This is a genomic window from Streptomyces sp. NPDC052301 (genome assembly GCF_044593395.1).
Lineage (GTDB): Bacteria > Actinomycetota > Actinomycetes > Streptomycetales > Streptomycetaceae > Streptomyces.
The window spans coordinates 59,002-72,141 of sequence record NZ_JBIUBE010000012.1 but is presented as its reverse complement, the minus strand read 5'-3'; the positions used below and the strand labels follow the sequence as shown (position 1 = coordinate 72,141).

Below are 13,140 nucleotides of genomic sequence, written 5' to 3'. Positions count from 1 at the left end.
GACCGCCTAGCGGTCCAGGGTCGTCATCGCAGCGCTCTCGGGGCGCTCGACGGTCGCGGGAGCGAGACCCGTCCCCGTGTGCACGGCCTCGGGGCGCGCGGTCCCGAGGTGCACGGACGCGGGGAGCGGCGGCGGCCCGGCGGGGGCGAGGCCGATGACCCGGGCGGGCAGCAGGGACCGTACGACGGCCCGCACCCGCTCCCGGCGGCCGTGCAGCAGACCGAGGACGATCGCCGTGCCCACCGCGATCAGGTGCTCGCGGCCGGCCAGGTTGGGGACGGCGATCGACTCCCACACCATCGAACCGCCCGTCAGGGTGAACACCGCCGGCGCGCGCTCGATCACCGCGAGATAGGTGAACAGCCCGACGACGGCCGCGGACGGTCCCGTGTCGAGCAGCCGGCCACACCCGGGCGGCAGCCCGAACCCCCACCAGCCCGGGCCCAGCGCGATCATCACGCGGGCGAGGAGGGTGCCGGCCAGGGTGGTGGCGTAGGCGATCGCGAGGGTCCGGGCACGGCCCAGGACGAGTTCGGCCCAGGCGAAGGCGAGGAACAACTGGGTGATGCCCCCCCACACCGGCAGGTCGAGCGCCGGGACGTACAGCGACACCGGGGTGCGCAGCAGGGAGAGCCACAGCGGCTGGTCGGCCTTGACCCCGCCGAGCGCGCGTACCCACACCGCGCCGAGCGGGTGCTGGGCGATGTCGTGGAAGAAGACGACAGCGAAGGCGGCGACGAAGGACAGCAGCAGCCCGGACAGCCCGCGCCGGGCGAGGCACCGCACCGGGTGGACGACGATGGCGTACCACTCGCCGCGCAGCGTCCGCCCGGTGAACCGGGCCAGGCGAGCGAGCAGCGGGCGGAGCTCCTCGATACGCCCTTCAACGGTCATGAGGCACGGCAGCCCGTCGCCTTCGGCTCCCCCGTCATCTCCATCGCCCCCGTCGTCCCCTTCGCCCCGCTCGCGGCGGTCCGGCCGCGCGAGGGCGTTTTTCCGTTGTGGGCCTTCCGTGACGATGAGGCCCGGTCGGTGACAGTTCAGCGAGCCCGGAGGCGGGCGTCAAGATCCGCCACGGATGCGCCGGCCTGTGGGAAGACCCACAGGGCCACGACCCCCGGAACACGGGCCCGGCAGGCAACCTCCGCGCCCTCGGATCCGTCTTCCCAAGCCGGTGGTCACCCAGAACGACCTGTTCGAGCTGCCGGTAGCGCTGAACCCGTAGAGCCGGGCCGGAGCGCGCATCGAAAGCGACGGGGTGGGCGGGCAGTTGCCCGGCGAGCCGTGAGACCGTCCGCCCCGTCCGACAGGAACGTGAACGCCGAGAGTATTTCTGCTCCAGCAGCTTTCACCCGGTCCAGTAGCTTGCCAACGCCCCCTTGAGAAGGACCGGCTGCCGCAGAGCGAAACAACCGGAGGAACACCCATGGCCCGAGAGGCGCCGTACCTCGCCGTCGCCGACGTGCTGCGCGCACGGATCCTCTCGGGAGAGTGGGAGATCGGTGCGCGTCTGCCGTCCCGGGCGCGGCTCGCCGAGGAGTACGGGGTCGGGCGCAACGTCGTGCAGCGGGCCATGGACCGTCTGATCAGCGACGGTCTCGTCGACGGACGGGCCGGCTCGGGTACCTACGTCCGCACTCCGCGCGAGCGCCTGCGGCTGGTCCGCTCACGGCACCGCGACCGCACGTACGGCCCCTCCCCCTGCTCCGGGACGAGGGAGCGGGGCAGGGCCGACGCCTGGGACGCCCACAGCCGGGTACGCGTCCCCGCCCCCGAGGCGATCGCCGAGCGGCTCGGGATCAGCCCCGGAGACCTCTGCGTCACCACGCACTACGAGTTCCTCGCCGAAGGGCAGCCCGTTCAGCTCTCCGAATCCTGGGAGCCCATGGCCCTCACCGAGGGCACGCCGGTCATGCTGCCCGAGAAGGGCCCGCTGGCGGGCAAGGGGGTGGTCGAGCGCATGCGCTCCATCGGCGTGGTCGTCTCGACCGTGGTCGAGGTGCCGCGCCCGGCTCGTGCCACGCAGGCACAGGCCAACCTGCTGGGGATCAGCGTCGGGGACCTCGTGCTGCAGATCGAGCGGACCATCCACGACACCGACGGGCGTCCGGTGGAAACCGCCGACATGGTCGTTCCGGACGTGCGTCGGGAAGTGGTCTACGAGTTCGGAGTCGACCGTCCGTAGTCGTCGGAACGAGCGCAGCCGCTCTTCACCGCCGAAAGCAGGAGACACGCATGCCAAGAACTTCCCGGCTCGGACTCCTCGGAGACCGGGACTTCGGGCGATTGTTCGCTGCCACCGCGTTCGGTCAACTCGGCGACCGGATCCTCTTCCTGGCGTTGCCTCTGGTCGCCGTCGCGGCGTTGCACGCCGACGAGTTCCAGGTCGGATTGCTGGCCGCCATGACGACGGCAGGCTCACTCCTGGTCGGACTGCCGGCGGGCGCCTGGGTGGACCGCACGCGGAAGCTACGGGTGATGATCAGCACCGATCTCGTTCGCGCCCTGGTCCTCCTGACGGTGCCGGTCGCGTCGTGGGCCGGCCTGCTCACCCTCTGGTGGCTCTGCGCGGTCGCCCTGGTTCATGGGGTGCTGACCGTCTTCTTCGATGTCGCGTACGTCAGCTGCCTCCCCCACCTGGTGGGCCGCGGACGTCTCGTGGAAGGGAACTCGAAGCTCTCGGCGATTCGCTCGGTGACCAGTATCGGCGGGCCGGCGGTGGCGGGGCCGCTGGTCGGCCTGGTCGGGGCCCCCGCGACGCTCCTGGTGAGTGCGGCCGGGATGGCCGTGTCGGGGCTGCTCGCCTGCACGATCCACGGACGTGAACCGAAGCCGGAGCCGAGTGGGCGTCCACACCTGGTGCGCGAGATCAAGGAGGGACTGAGGTTCGTCCTCGAACGTCCCGCGCTGCGCGCCGTCCTGCTGGGGGATGCGATGTTCAACCTCTTCCTGGTCATGTACCAGACCATGTTGCTGGTCTTCCTGGAGCGGGAGGCAGGTCTCCGGCCTTTCGGTATCGGACTGGTTCTGTCGGGAATGGGGTGCGGCGCCCTGCTCGGCGCACTGCTGGCGACGAGGATCTCGCAGCGGGTCGGGCACGGTCCGGTCATCTGGCTCGCGACACTGCTCACCTGCCCGTCGACCGTCCTCATGCCGTTGGCACGACCGGGGTGGAGCGTGTACGTGGCCGCGCTCGGACTTGCGGCTCTTTCCCTGGGCGGGGTCGTGCGCGTGGTGGCTCAGTCGAGCTTGCAGCAGGCCCTGACACCGGACCGGCTTCTGGGCCGGACGAGCGCGACCGCTCGCTTCGTGTCCTGGGCCGGCATTCCTGTCGGCGGGCTTCTGGGCGGCGCCTCCGGCTCCGTGTTCGGAGCGGCGGGCACCTTGTGGATCGGTGCGGCCGGTATGACGCTGAGCTTCCTCCCCGCCGTCCTGTCGCCGCTCCGCACGATGCGCGCCCTGCCCGCGCACCGAGCCGGTGGTCACGCGGAGCGACCTGTGCGAGCCGCCGGTACGGCCGGACCGTAGGCCCGGTCGGAGCGTGCCTTGACTTCGAGCGCGCTCCAGCTCGTAGCGTCGCGGACGTACGGCGCACCGGGCCTCCCGCCACGGGATGCCGGGGGCCGCCATCCGTCGCTAGATGGAGGGGAAGGCCCCCTCGGGCCGTACGGAACGACGATCGAGTCTGCGGGAAAGGACCCCTCATGCAGAAGCGCAGTCTGCGGGATCTCCAGGTGTCGGCCATCGGCCTCGGATGCATGGGCATGTCCGCCTTCTACGGCTCCGCCGACCAGGACGAGGGCATCGCGACCATCCGGCGCGCTCTGGAGCTCGGTGTCACCTTCCTGGACACCGCGCAGGTGTACGGCCCGCTCACCAACGAGTCGCTGGTCGGCGAGGCGATACGGGGACACCGCGACGAGTATGTGATCGCGACGAAGTTCAACTACCGGATGGACGACGCCGTTCCCGGCGACATGAGCACGGTCGGCCGGCAGGACGGTTCGGCCGCGCACGTGCGCAGCTCCGTCCACGGCTCGCTCGAGCGGCTCGGCACCGACCACATCGACCTGTACTACCAGCACCGGGTCGACCCGGACGTGCCCATCGAGGAGACGGTCGGCGCGCTGGGCGAGCTGGTCGCCGAGGGCAAGGTGCGGCACATCGGGCTGAGCGAGGCGAGCGCGGAGACCATCCGGCGGGCGCACGCCGTGCACCCGGTGACCGCCGTACAGAGCGAGTACTCGCTGTGGACGCGGGACGTCGAGGCCGAGGTGCTGCCCGCCTGCCGGGAGCTGGGCATCGGCTTCGTGCCGTACTCCCCTCTCGGGCGTGGTTTCCTCGCCGGCCGCTTCACCTCGCCGGACGAGCTGGACGAGAACGACTTCCGGCGCAGCAATCCGCGGTTCACCGACGCCAACCTGGAGGCGAATCTGCGGCTGGCGGCCAAGGTGAAGGAGATCGCCGCCGAGAAGGATGTGACCCCGGCCCAGCTGGCGATCGCCTGGGTGCTGGCCCAGGGCGAGGACCTGGTGCCGATCCCGGGCACCAAGCGGCGCAGCTACCTGGAGCAGAACGCCGGCGCGGTCGGCATCGAGCTGACCGAGGAGGATCTGGCCCGCATCGACGCGGAGCTGCCTTCGGTGGCGGGCGAGCGGTACGACGAGGCGGGGATGCGGGCCGTCGATCGCTAGGGCCCTGTCGGGGCCCGGCTGTGCGGCGGCGTGCACAGGCGACCGTCAGGACAGCCGCAGCGGCTCCCCCAGGACCAGGGGGGTGTAGCAGACGTGGAAGGAGGCGGCTTCCCGGCCGCCCACCTCGCTGGGGAAGTTCGTGGTGACGCAGGACACGCCTGCTTCTCCGTGGCCGTTGTGGCTGCCGCTCTCCGCGCAGCCGGTGGCGCCGCGGGGCGAACGGCTCGGTACGCAGGGGACTTCGGGACCTGTGAGGAAGCACACTCAGCGGCCAACGCACGCGCGCGACAGGTGACTTGGAGAGGGTGCGACCCCGGCGGCACAGACCGGGGCGGCGACTCGCCCGTCCCGTCTGCCACCCTGGTCGGAGCCCAGACCAGGCGGCCCGGCCGTGCAGCGCAGCCGGACCGACGGGATCCGCCGGTCTCTCCCGAGCCCCCTGGTGTACCCCGCCTTGTCCTCTGCTTCTTCCCTGCCCACGTCCGCGCCCACCACCGCCCCCGCCTCGCGTTCGCCGTGGCGGTCCCTGCGCCACCGCGGTATGCGCTGGTGGTCGGCCGCGAACTTCGTCTCCAATGCCGGCACCTGGATGCAGCTCACGGTGCAGAACCTGCTCGTGCTGCAGATCACGGGTTCGGCGGCGGCAACCGGCCTGTCGATGTCCGTGCAGGCGGCGCCCGCGCTGTTCGTGAGCCTGCTGGGCGGCGCCGCCGTGGACCGCTGGCCCCGGAAGCTGACGGTCGCGGTGAGCCAGGCGCTGCTCGGCGCGGTCGCCTTCACCACGGCCCTGCTGGTGGCGCTGGACCGCATCGACATGACGGCCCTGCTGGTGCTGGCCGCCGTGACCGGCGTCATCGCCACCGTCGACGGGCCGGCGTGCGCACTGCTCGGCAACGATCTCGTGCCCGTGGCGGACGTGCCGTCCGCGATCGGCGTGGGCGCGCTGGTGCACAGCGCCGGGCGGCTGGCCGGCACCGCTCTCGCCGGCGTGGCCGTCGGCTTCCTCGGCACCGCCTCCGCGTACGCCGCCAACGGCCTGTCGTTCCTGTTCGTGGCGTCGGTCGTGCCGTTCCTGCGGCCGGTCCACGGGGCCGCCGAGCAGCCGGCGGCGCCCGAGCCGGCCGCCCCCGCGCGCACGGAGATGACCGTGCGGGAGGGGCTGCGCTTCTTCGTCCGCCGCCCCCGTCTGGTGGCGCTCGCGGGCATCACCGGCATCAGCTCCGTCTTCGGCCGCAACTACGGCCTCACCCTCGCCGTCCTCGTCACCGGACCGCTCGCGGGCGGCGCCGGGGCGTTCGGCACGGTCTCCACCGTCCTCGCCGTCGGCGGCATCCTGGGCGCGGTCCTCGGGGCCCGGCTGCGCAAGCCGTCCGTGCGGACCGTGGGGCTGCTCGCGGCGGGCGGTGCGCTGCTCCAGGTCGTGGCGGGGCTGTCCCCGTCGCTCGCGGTGCTGCTGGTGCTGGTGCTGCCGATGGCCGTGGTGGAGTCCGTCTCCGACACCGCCGGTACGGCCGTGCTGCAGACCGACCCGCCCGCGCACCTGCGGGGCAGGGTGCTCGGGGTGTGGAGCAGCGTCGGCACGGTGTGGAGCCTCGGCGGGCCGCCGCTGCTGGGCCTGCTCATGCAGTGGGCGGGGGCGCGCGGTGCCCTGGTCGCCGGTGGTCTGCTGATCGCCGGGTCGATCGGCGCGGGCCTTCTGGTGCGCCGGCGCGGGGTGCCGGTGCGGCTGTCCGTGACCCCGAAGGACGGCGACCTCACCGGCCGAGAGGCCCTGGGCACGGCGGCCTGAGGGGCCTGGACGTCCGGTCCACGGCAGGGCGCCGGACGCCCCGGGAGAGGTCCCCGCTCGTCCGCGGCCGGACCACGGGCGGCCCGGCGGCCCGGGCGGACGGAACGCCGGCCCGCCCGACGGCCCCCGAGCCGAGGGCTACGGCGCGTGGTCCGGCAGGTTGTACACGTGGAACGCCTGGCCGATGACCGGCTGGGCGACGTTGCGGACGCGTACGCCTCCGCTGGTCATGCCGTGCTCGGTGCCCGCGTGGGCGTGGCCGTGCACGGCGAGGTCGGCGCCGCCGGTGTCGATCGCCTCCGCGAGCAGGTAGCTGCCCAGGAACGGGTAGATCTCCGGCGGCTCCCCGGCCAGCGTGTCCGGCACCGGTGAGAAGTGGGTCAGCGCGATCCGCACGTCGCAGTTCCACTCGTCCAGTTCCTTCAGCGCGCCGTACAGACCGTCGGCGCACCGGCGGGTGTAGCGGACGAACTCCTTCATCAGCGGTTCGCCGAACTCCCCGGCACAGCGTCCGACGAAGCCTCCGCCGAACCCCTTGGTCCCGGCCACGCCGATGGTGGCGCCGTCCGAGGTGACGACGGCGGCCTGTCCCTCGAGGACGTGCGCGCCCGCGTCCCGGAGGATCGCGGTGACCTCCTCGGGCCGCTCGTCGTGATGGTCATGGTTGCCCAGGACGGCGACGACCGGGACGCCGAGGTCCTTGATCTCCCGGGCGACGACGGTGGCCTCCTCCGGTGTGCCGTGCCGGGTGAGGTCGCCGGCGAGCAGCAGGACGTCGGCGCACTCGGGCAGCGTCTCGAAGGAGGGGCGCAGCGTGCCCTGGCTCTCGGGGCCCATGTGGATGTCCCCCACGGCCGCGACGCGGATCATGTCAGGTCCTCCCCGCGGTCGGGCGAGGAGGTTCCGGCGATCATCAGGTCGCAGTGGACCGGGTGCCCGGACAGGTCCTCGCGGGCCAGGTGCAGAATCTCGTCCCGGCACTGCGCGGACGGCACCGTGCCGGTGAGCAGGACGGAGTCGCCGCGCAGCTCCAGCCGTACGCCGAGTTCCCCGAGGGGGCCGGCGGCCAGCCGGTCGGCCAGGTGGGCGACGCGGTAGTCCAGGTTCTCCGTCGCGGGCGGCGGCGGGCTTGCGTCGGTCATGACTGCCCTTCCTGGGGGTCGATCACGTTGAGCCGTTCGAGGAGGAAGAGGAAGGCGGCCGGCATGGGCTGATCGCCGCAGCAGGCCCGCACCTCGTCCCAGTCGACCTTCTCCCGGACCGCGCGGGCCACCGGGAGGACCGAGCCGAAGTCGCAGTAGTGCTCCGAGAAGGCGCTGAGCAGGCTGCGGATCAGGTCGGTCGGGGCGAGCACGGGCATGAGCACCGAGTCGACCGGCAGCACGTGGGCCCGGTCGAGCAGGTCCTTGCCGACCTGCTCGTGCGCGAGCGCGAAGATGATGTCGACGTTCTGCCCGTGGCAGGTGGTCTTCAGCAACCAGTCCTCCGGCGGGGTCCGTACGGGCAGACCGGCCTCCGTCAGCGTGGCGGCCACCGCGTCGGCGTCGTCGGGCAGGACGCAGAAGTCGGCGTCGTGCTGCAGGTAGCGGCTGCCGCCGTGGGCGTAGACGGCCACGCTTCCGGCGAGCGCGAACTGGTGGCCGGCGCGTTTGAGGAGCGCGCCGACCTGTTTGGCCGCCTCCAGGATCGCCTGGCTGCGGTCGTGCGGCAGATCCGGCTCCGGTACGGGCGCGTCCGGGCGACCCCGTCCTTCCGTGGCGAGGCGGAGCTCGGTGACGTCGGGTCGCCGGGCGGGCGCGGTGTCCTCCCCTTTGTGCGTCATGACCTCTCCATTCGCGGCACCAGGCACCCCGGACGACCGGAGCGGCCCCGGGGGAGGTACGGGTACCCGGCGCGCCCGCACCGACACGACGCGCCGCCCGGCGGACGGGCTCGCGGCGGTGGGGCCTCAGTCCTCCACGACCAGCGCCGGGGTGCCCGCGGTGAGGGTCTGCCCGTGGAAGAACGCGGGGCTGCGGCGCCGCATCAGCAGCATGGTCAGCACGCCGACGAGCAGCAGTCCGACCCCGATGACGAAGACGGAGCCCACGGACGACCGGCAAAGCCATACTCTTTCTTCCGGTGTGACGTGCGTCGCGCCCGGCCCGGGAGCACGCTGGTAGGCATGAGTCCCCTGCTCAGGGTCACGGGCGCACGGCAGCCCTGGCAGTCGGCGCACGCACTGCTGCTGCTCCCGATCATGCTCATCGTGGTGATCACGGTGGTGGACATGCAGGCGCCGTACAACGTCCACCTCGGCCCTGCCCTGGTGATCGCGCCCGCGCTCACGCCGTCCTTCGCCGGGCCCCGGACCACGGCCTTCGTCGGGGCCCTCGCCATCGCCGCGCAGATCCTCATCGGCGTCACGCACGGCGGTCTGGGCACCCTGAACCACATCGTGCAGATCATCACCCTCACGGTGCTGTCGGTTCTCGTCGTCCTCTACAGCGCGCTGCGCGAGCGCCGGCAGGCACAGCTGGCCCAGGTCCGCTCGGTCGCCGAGGCCGCCCAGCACGTGCTGATGTGGCCGCTGCCCGAACACATCGGACCGCTGCGCATCGCCTCGCTGTACCTGGCCGCCGAGGACGAGGCGCAGATCGGCGGCGACCTGTACGCGGCGACCCGGTACGAGAGCGGCGTCCGCGTGCTCATCGGCGACGTGCGCGGCAAGGGCCTGTCCGCCATCGGGGAGGCGGCCCTGCTGCTCGGGGGCTTCCGGGAGAGCGCGCACCGGCACATCCCGCTGCCGGAGCTGGCCGTCACGCTGGAGCAGAGCGTCACGCGGTACTCGGCCGAGCTGGATCCGCCGGAGGAGGCGGGCGAGCGGTTCGCCACGGCCCTGCTGATGGAGATCCCGGACCGCGAGTCGGTGACCCGGATGACCAGTTGCGGGCATCCGCCACCGCTGCTGCTCAGCCCCGGCCACGCCGTGTCGGTCCCGAGCCTGCATCCGTCACCGCCGCTGGGGGTGCACGCGGACTCCGAGCACACGCTGGACGTCGTCTCCTTCGAGCCCGGCGACACACTGCTGCTGTACACCGACGGCGTGGTGGAGGCCCGGGACGCCCGCGGCCGGTTCTATCCGCTCGCCGAGCGGGTGGCACGCTGGACCGACGAGAGCCCCGAGGCGCTGATGCACCATGTGCGGCGCGATCTGCTCGCCCATGTCGGCGGCCGGCTCGACGACGACGCCGCGTTGATCGCGGTGCACCGCACGGCCGCCGACCGCCACCGTCACCACCACGGCCGTGACGCCCTGCGGCAGGGATCCGGCCGGCACTGACCCCGCGCCCGACCCGAGTTCAACTCCCCTTGCGCCTGCGTTCAGCCCGGCGGGTGGCCGACCCGACGGGACCGTTGCGAGAATCTGCGCGGCCCCGACAGGGAGGTTCCCCAATGCCCTTGCGATCCTTACGACACCTGCTCGCCGGCCTGGCCCTGGTGCCGGCGCTCGCGTTCCCGGCCGCGGCACAGGCGGCCCCCGGCGGCCCGCCCGGCACGGCGCAGCACCACCGGGCCCGGTTCGATCTCCAGGCGCACCGCGGCGGTCTCGGCATGACCACCGAGGAGTCGTTGCAGGGCTTCGGCAAGGCCATGCGGCTCGGGGTGTCCACACTGGAGCTGGACACCCAGATCACCAAGGACCTGAAGGTCGTCGTCAACCACGACCGGCAGATCAGCGGCGTCAAGTGCCGGGACACCGGACCGGTCACCCCGGGCGACCCGATGTACCCCTACGTCGGCAAGTACATCAAGGATCTGACGCTGACTCAGATCAGGACGCTGGACTGCGGGTACCGGCAACTGCCCGGCTTCCCCGATCAGGAGGTCGTCGAGGGCTTCCGGATGGTGCAGCTGAAGGACGTCCTGAACCTGGTCGAGAGGTACCACGCCTGGGGTCTGAAGCTGAACGTCGAGACCAAGGTCGAGGCGGCCTCGCCCGAACAGACCGCGCCCCGCGAGGTGTTCGTGCGCCGGGTGTACGAGGAGATCCACCGCTCCGGGATCGAACGGCAGGTCACCGTCGAGTCCTTCGACTGGGGCGCGCTGAAGGTGATGCACCGCCTGGCGCCCACGTGGCCGCTGGTGGCGCTGACGAACTACGACTTCCTGGAGGTCGGCCGTCCCGGCGCGTCCCCGTGGCTGGGCGGGATCGACGCGGACGACTACGGCGGGGACTTCGTCAGGGCCGCCGCGACCCTGCCCGGCGTCACGACCCTCTCCCCCAACTACGGCTTCCCGCAGACCGGCAAGGTCGGCGACCCCGGCTTCCGCTTCTACTCCGACGCGGCGATGGTCGCCGAGGCGCACGCGCGCGGGCTGAAGGTGGTGCCGTGGACCTGTGACGACCCGGCGACCGTGGACGCGCTCATGGACCTCGGTGTCGACGGCATCATCACGGACTACCCCGATCACGTCCGGCAGCTCATGGCCGACCGGGGGATGCCGCTGCCCCGTCCGTACCTCCCGCGCGGCCGGGGCTGAACCGGCGCGGTGGACGTGCGGCCCCGCCCCGAGTGGGGCGCGGCGGGGCCGCGCGTCCCGTCAGCGCACCGGCTTGAGGTCGGTGATCTTCCGGGTCTTCAGGTCGGACTGGACGTCGATCCGGCTGACCTCGGGGTGCTTGCCGTCGCTCCAGGTGAGGGTGACCCTGCTGGTGGCGTGGCCCGCGCCGGAACCGGTGTAGGCCACGCTCCACTTCACCGGCACGTTCTGCGCGAAGAGGATGCCGTCGGCGTGCTCCTTCTTCTCGAAGGCGGCGACCTTCTTCTGGGTCGCGGCGGAGAGGTAGAAGGCACGGAGCGCCTTGGCGGCGTCGCCCGCGGACCGGTCGTCGGTGGCCCAGACGGCGTCGATGTAGGCGCCGTAGAAGTCGGCCACGTGCTGGGTGACGTTGCGCGGGTCGCCCTGGGCGCCGGAAACGGCGGCGGCGCGCGGGGTGTGACTCGCGGCGGTGCCGGCGAGGGCGGGCGTCACGGCGGCCAGGGTGAGGCCGCCGGTGAGGGCCAGTGCGGTGATCAGGGTCTTGCGGCTGCGGACGGACATAATTCTGATTCCCCCGGATTCTTCGCGACCGGGTTCATCCCGGCCTTCGACGGACCTTAAGACCGCATTTCCGCGAAGGCGGTTCCGCTTCCCGCCGGTGAATTCGCCGCACGCGGCAACTCCGGAACGGTTGCGTCGCATTCAGGACCCACAGCGCATTCATCCGGCCAATTCACCGGTTCTGTTTCTCCACCAGAAGGGCGAGGTGGTCGAGGGCCGTGCGGGTGCCGCGCTCGTTGTCCTCGCGGGGGACGGTGTCGGGGACGCCCTCGTGCAGGATCTCCACCTCCGTGCCGCCGTCGGCCGCCGTCAGCGTCGTCGTCATGGTCATGGGGGCGCGCAGGGTGTCGTCGTCGCTCTCGAACGCGAGCACCTCGACCACCAGGGCGTCGGGCACGAGCCGGGCGAAGTGGCCGTGGTAGGTGTCCGTGCGGCCGCCGGACTTGCCGCTGCGGGAGGGGTCGTCGTAGGTGAGGGAGATCCGGAAGGCGCCGCCCGGCCGGGCCTCGAAGGTGTGGACGTGCGCGGTCATCCCGTCGGGGACCCGCCAGGCCGCGACCGCCTCCGGATCGGTCAGGGCCCGGTAGACGGCGGCCGGGGGCGCCTGGACCCGGCGGGTGACTCGGGTGGCGTACATGGGCTCACGCTAGCGGCCCGGGTCCCGGCCCGTCCGGTCGTGCGACAGGAACACGCCGGGGCCCGGCGGACGGGCCGGACCCCGGCCTCCGGAGGCGGTCAGGGCTTGCGGGCGACCGCGCCGTACATCGCGATGTCCTCGTCGCGGATGCCCTGCTCGCCGGTGCCGTCGGGGTGCCACTTGTGCACCTGGACGATGCCCGGATCGACCACCTGCAGGCCCTCGAAGAACTCGTGGGCCTCGTCCAGGGTGCGCAGCCGCATAGGCATGTCGCGGGCCGCGTACTCGCGTGCGACGCGGCCCACCTCCTCGGGTGCGAACTCGGCGGTGCCGATGGACATGGCCAGGTGGCTGCCCGAGGGCAGCGGCTCCAGCAGCCGGCGTACGACACCGACCGCGTCGTCCTCGTCGAGCATGAACTGGACGATGGCGATCACCGTGAGCGCGACCGGTCGCTCCAGATCCAGCGTCTCGCGCAGCTCGGGGGCGTTCAGAATGGCCGCCGGGTCGCGGAAGTCGGCCTCGATGTAGGAGGTGCGGCCCTCGGGCGCGCTGGCGAGCAGGCCCTGCGAGAGGGTGAGCACGATCGGGTCGTTGTCGACGTACACCACCCGGGATTCGGGGGCCACGGCCTGGGCGATCTCGTGCAGGTTGGGCGAGGTCGGGATGCCGGTGCCGATGTCCAGGAACTGGCGCATGCCCGCCTCCTCGGCGAGCCAGCGCACGGCACGGTTCATCCAGTCGCGGTTGGCGCGCATGTGGACCGGGAGCGCGGGCCACTCCCGGGACATGGCGTCGCCCGCCTCCTTGTCGGCGGGGTAGTAGTCCTTGCCGCCGAGTATGTAGTCGTAGATGCGGGCGGAGTGGGCGTTCTCGGTGTCGATCCGGTCGGCCGGCCATCCGTTGTCGGGCAACGCCGTGTCTCCCCTTCGGGT

13 protein-coding genes and 1 pseudogene are annotated in these 13,140 nt (G+C 72.3%); 6 read left to right on the top strand and 8 right to left on the bottom strand.

Features of this window, described 5'->3' with window-relative positions; genetic code table 11:
- Nucleotides 1-6: 6 nt before the first annotated feature.
- A complete protein-coding gene (locus tag ACIHEJ_RS29445; protein WP_400140077.1) occupies nt 7-894 on the bottom strand; it encodes a hypothetical protein in 888 nt (295 codons plus the stop codon).
- A gap of 532 nt (nt 895-1,426) precedes the next feature.
- On the opposite strand from ACIHEJ_RS29445, the gene ACIHEJ_RS29440 reads away from it, so the two are divergent.
- The 4 genes from ACIHEJ_RS29440 to ACIHEJ_RS29425 all read left to right on the top strand — a co-directional run bounded on the left by ACIHEJ_RS29440 (nt 1,427) and on the right by ACIHEJ_RS29425 (nt 6,483).
- Nucleotides 1,427-2,185: a GntR family transcriptional regulator gene (locus ACIHEJ_RS29440; protein WP_400140075.1), complete on the top strand. Its 759-nt coding sequence runs from the start codon at nt 1,427-1,429 to the stop codon at nt 2,183-2,185.
- A gap of 50 nt (nt 2,186-2,235) precedes the next feature.
- Nucleotides 2,236-3,528 carry an MFS transporter gene (locus ACIHEJ_RS29435; RefSeq protein ID WP_400140073.1) on the top strand — a complete coding sequence of 431 codons (1,293 nt, stop codon included), beginning with the start codon at nt 2,236-2,238 and terminating at the stop codon, nt 3,526-3,528.
- Between the two features lie 176 nt (nt 3,529-3,704).
- Entirely contained in the window at nt 3,705-4,694 is a 990-nt protein-coding gene (locus ACIHEJ_RS29430) for an aldo/keto reductase (protein WP_400140071.1), read from the top strand.
- Nucleotides 4,695-5,235: 541 nt separating this feature from the next.
- Nucleotides 5,236-6,483 carry an MFS transporter gene (locus tag ACIHEJ_RS29425; protein ID WP_400140261.1) on the top strand — a complete coding sequence of 416 codons (1,248 nt, stop codon included), beginning with the start codon at nt 5,236-5,238 and terminating at the stop codon, nt 6,481-6,483.
- Between the two features lie 138 nt (nt 6,484-6,621).
- Here ACIHEJ_RS29425 and ACIHEJ_RS29420 read toward each other — a convergent pair whose 3' ends face one another.
- The 4 genes and pseudogenes from ACIHEJ_RS29420 to ACIHEJ_RS29405 form a co-directional block, all read right to left on the bottom strand.
- On the bottom strand, nt 6,622-7,353 hold the full coding sequence (locus ACIHEJ_RS29420) for a metallophosphoesterase (protein WP_400140069.1): 732 nt from the start codon (nt 7,351-7,353) through the stop codon (nt 6,622-6,624).
- Complete coding sequence (locus ACIHEJ_RS29415; protein ID WP_400140067.1) at nt 7,350-7,625, bottom strand: BON domain-containing protein; 276 nt, start codon at nt 7,623-7,625, stop codon at nt 7,350-7,352. Before ACIHEJ_RS29415 ends, ACIHEJ_RS29420 begins: the two co-directional genes overlap by 4 nt.
- Nucleotides 7,622-8,305, bottom strand: coding sequence for a hypothetical protein (locus ACIHEJ_RS29410; RefSeq protein WP_400140065.1), 684 nt, complete (start codon nt 8,303-8,305; stop codon nt 7,622-7,624). The genes ACIHEJ_RS29415 and ACIHEJ_RS29410 overlap by 4 nt, the downstream gene beginning before the upstream one ends.
- A 126-nt stretch (nt 8,306-8,431) precedes the next feature.
- Nucleotides 8,432-8,572: pseudogene (locus tag ACIHEJ_RS29405) on the bottom strand (hypothetical protein); the annotation flags it as partial.
- Between the two features lie 75 nt (nt 8,573-8,647).
- On the opposite strand from ACIHEJ_RS29405, the gene ACIHEJ_RS29400 reads away from it, so the two are divergent.
- Both ACIHEJ_RS29400 and ACIHEJ_RS29395 read left to right on the top strand, forming a co-directional pair.
- Nucleotides 8,648-9,805, top strand: coding sequence for a PP2C family protein-serine/threonine phosphatase (locus tag ACIHEJ_RS29400; RefSeq protein WP_400140063.1), 1,158 nt, complete (start codon nt 8,648-8,650; stop codon nt 9,803-9,805).
- 113 nt (nt 9,806-9,918) lie between these two features.
- Nucleotides 9,919-11,007, top strand: coding sequence for a glycerophosphodiester phosphodiesterase family protein (locus ACIHEJ_RS29395; protein ID WP_400140061.1), 1,089 nt, complete (start codon nt 9,919-9,921; stop codon nt 11,005-11,007).
- A 60-nt stretch (nt 11,008-11,067) separates the two neighbouring features.
- Here the strand turns inward: ACIHEJ_RS29395 and ACIHEJ_RS29390 are convergent, their stop codons facing one another.
- The 3 genes from ACIHEJ_RS29390 to ACIHEJ_RS29380 form a co-directional block, all read right to left on the bottom strand.
- Entirely contained in the window at nt 11,068-11,568 is a 501-nt protein-coding gene (locus tag ACIHEJ_RS29390) for a hypothetical protein (RefSeq protein ID WP_400140059.1), read from the bottom strand.
- Nucleotides 11,569-11,740: 172 nt separating this feature from the next.
- Nucleotides 11,741-12,205 carry an SRPBCC domain-containing protein gene (locus ACIHEJ_RS29385; protein ID WP_400140057.1) on the bottom strand — a complete coding sequence of 155 codons (465 nt, stop codon included), beginning with the start codon at nt 12,203-12,205 and terminating at the stop codon, nt 11,741-11,743.
- Between the two features lie 98 nt (nt 12,206-12,303).
- The gene (locus ACIHEJ_RS29380; RefSeq protein WP_400140055.1) at nt 12,304-13,119 is read right to left on the bottom strand and encodes an SAM-dependent methyltransferase; all 816 of its coding nucleotides are present in this window, start codon (nt 13,117-13,119) and stop codon (nt 12,304-12,306) included.
- Nucleotides 13,120-13,140 lie beyond the last annotated feature (21 nt).

Coding starts and splice junctions, on each gene's coding strand:
- ACIHEJ_RS29445 (WP_400140077.1), bottom strand. CDS start 894: ATGACCGTTGAAGGGCGTATCGAGGAGCTCCGCCCGCTGCTCGCTCGC.
- ACIHEJ_RS29440 (WP_400140075.1), top strand. CDS start 1,427: ATGGCCCGAGAGGCGCCGTACCTCGCCGTCGCCGACGTGCTGCGCGCA.
- ACIHEJ_RS29435 (WP_400140073.1), top strand. CDS start 2,236: ATGCCAAGAACTTCCCGGCTCGGACTCCTCGGAGACCGGGACTTCGGG.
- ACIHEJ_RS29430 (WP_400140071.1), top strand. CDS start 3,705: ATGCAGAAGCGCAGTCTGCGGGATCTCCAGGTGTCGGCCATCGGCCTC.
- ACIHEJ_RS29425 (WP_400140261.1), top strand. CDS start 5,236: ATGCGCTGGTGGTCGGCCGCGAACTTCGTCTCCAATGCCGGCACCTGG.
- ACIHEJ_RS29420 (WP_400140069.1), bottom strand. CDS start 7,353: ATGATCCGCGTCGCGGCCGTGGGGGACATCCACATGGGCCCCGAGAGC.
- ACIHEJ_RS29415 (WP_400140067.1), bottom strand. CDS start 7,625: ATGACCGACGCAAGCCCGCCGCCGCCCGCGACGGAGAACCTGGACTAC.
- ACIHEJ_RS29410 (WP_400140065.1), bottom strand. CDS start 8,305: ATGACGCACAAAGGGGAGGACACCGCGCCCGCCCGGCGACCCGACGTC.
- ACIHEJ_RS29400 (WP_400140063.1), top strand. CDS start 8,648: ATGAGTCCCCTGCTCAGGGTCACGGGCGCACGGCAGCCCTGGCAGTCG.
- ACIHEJ_RS29395 (WP_400140061.1), top strand. CDS start 9,919: ATGCCCTTGCGATCCTTACGACACCTGCTCGCCGGCCTGGCCCTGGTG.
- ACIHEJ_RS29390 (WP_400140059.1), bottom strand. CDS start 11,568: ATGTCCGTCCGCAGCCGCAAGACCCTGATCACCGCACTGGCCCTCACC.
- ACIHEJ_RS29385 (WP_400140057.1), bottom strand. CDS start 12,205: ATGTACGCCACCCGAGTCACCCGCCGGGTCCAGGCGCCCCCGGCCGCC.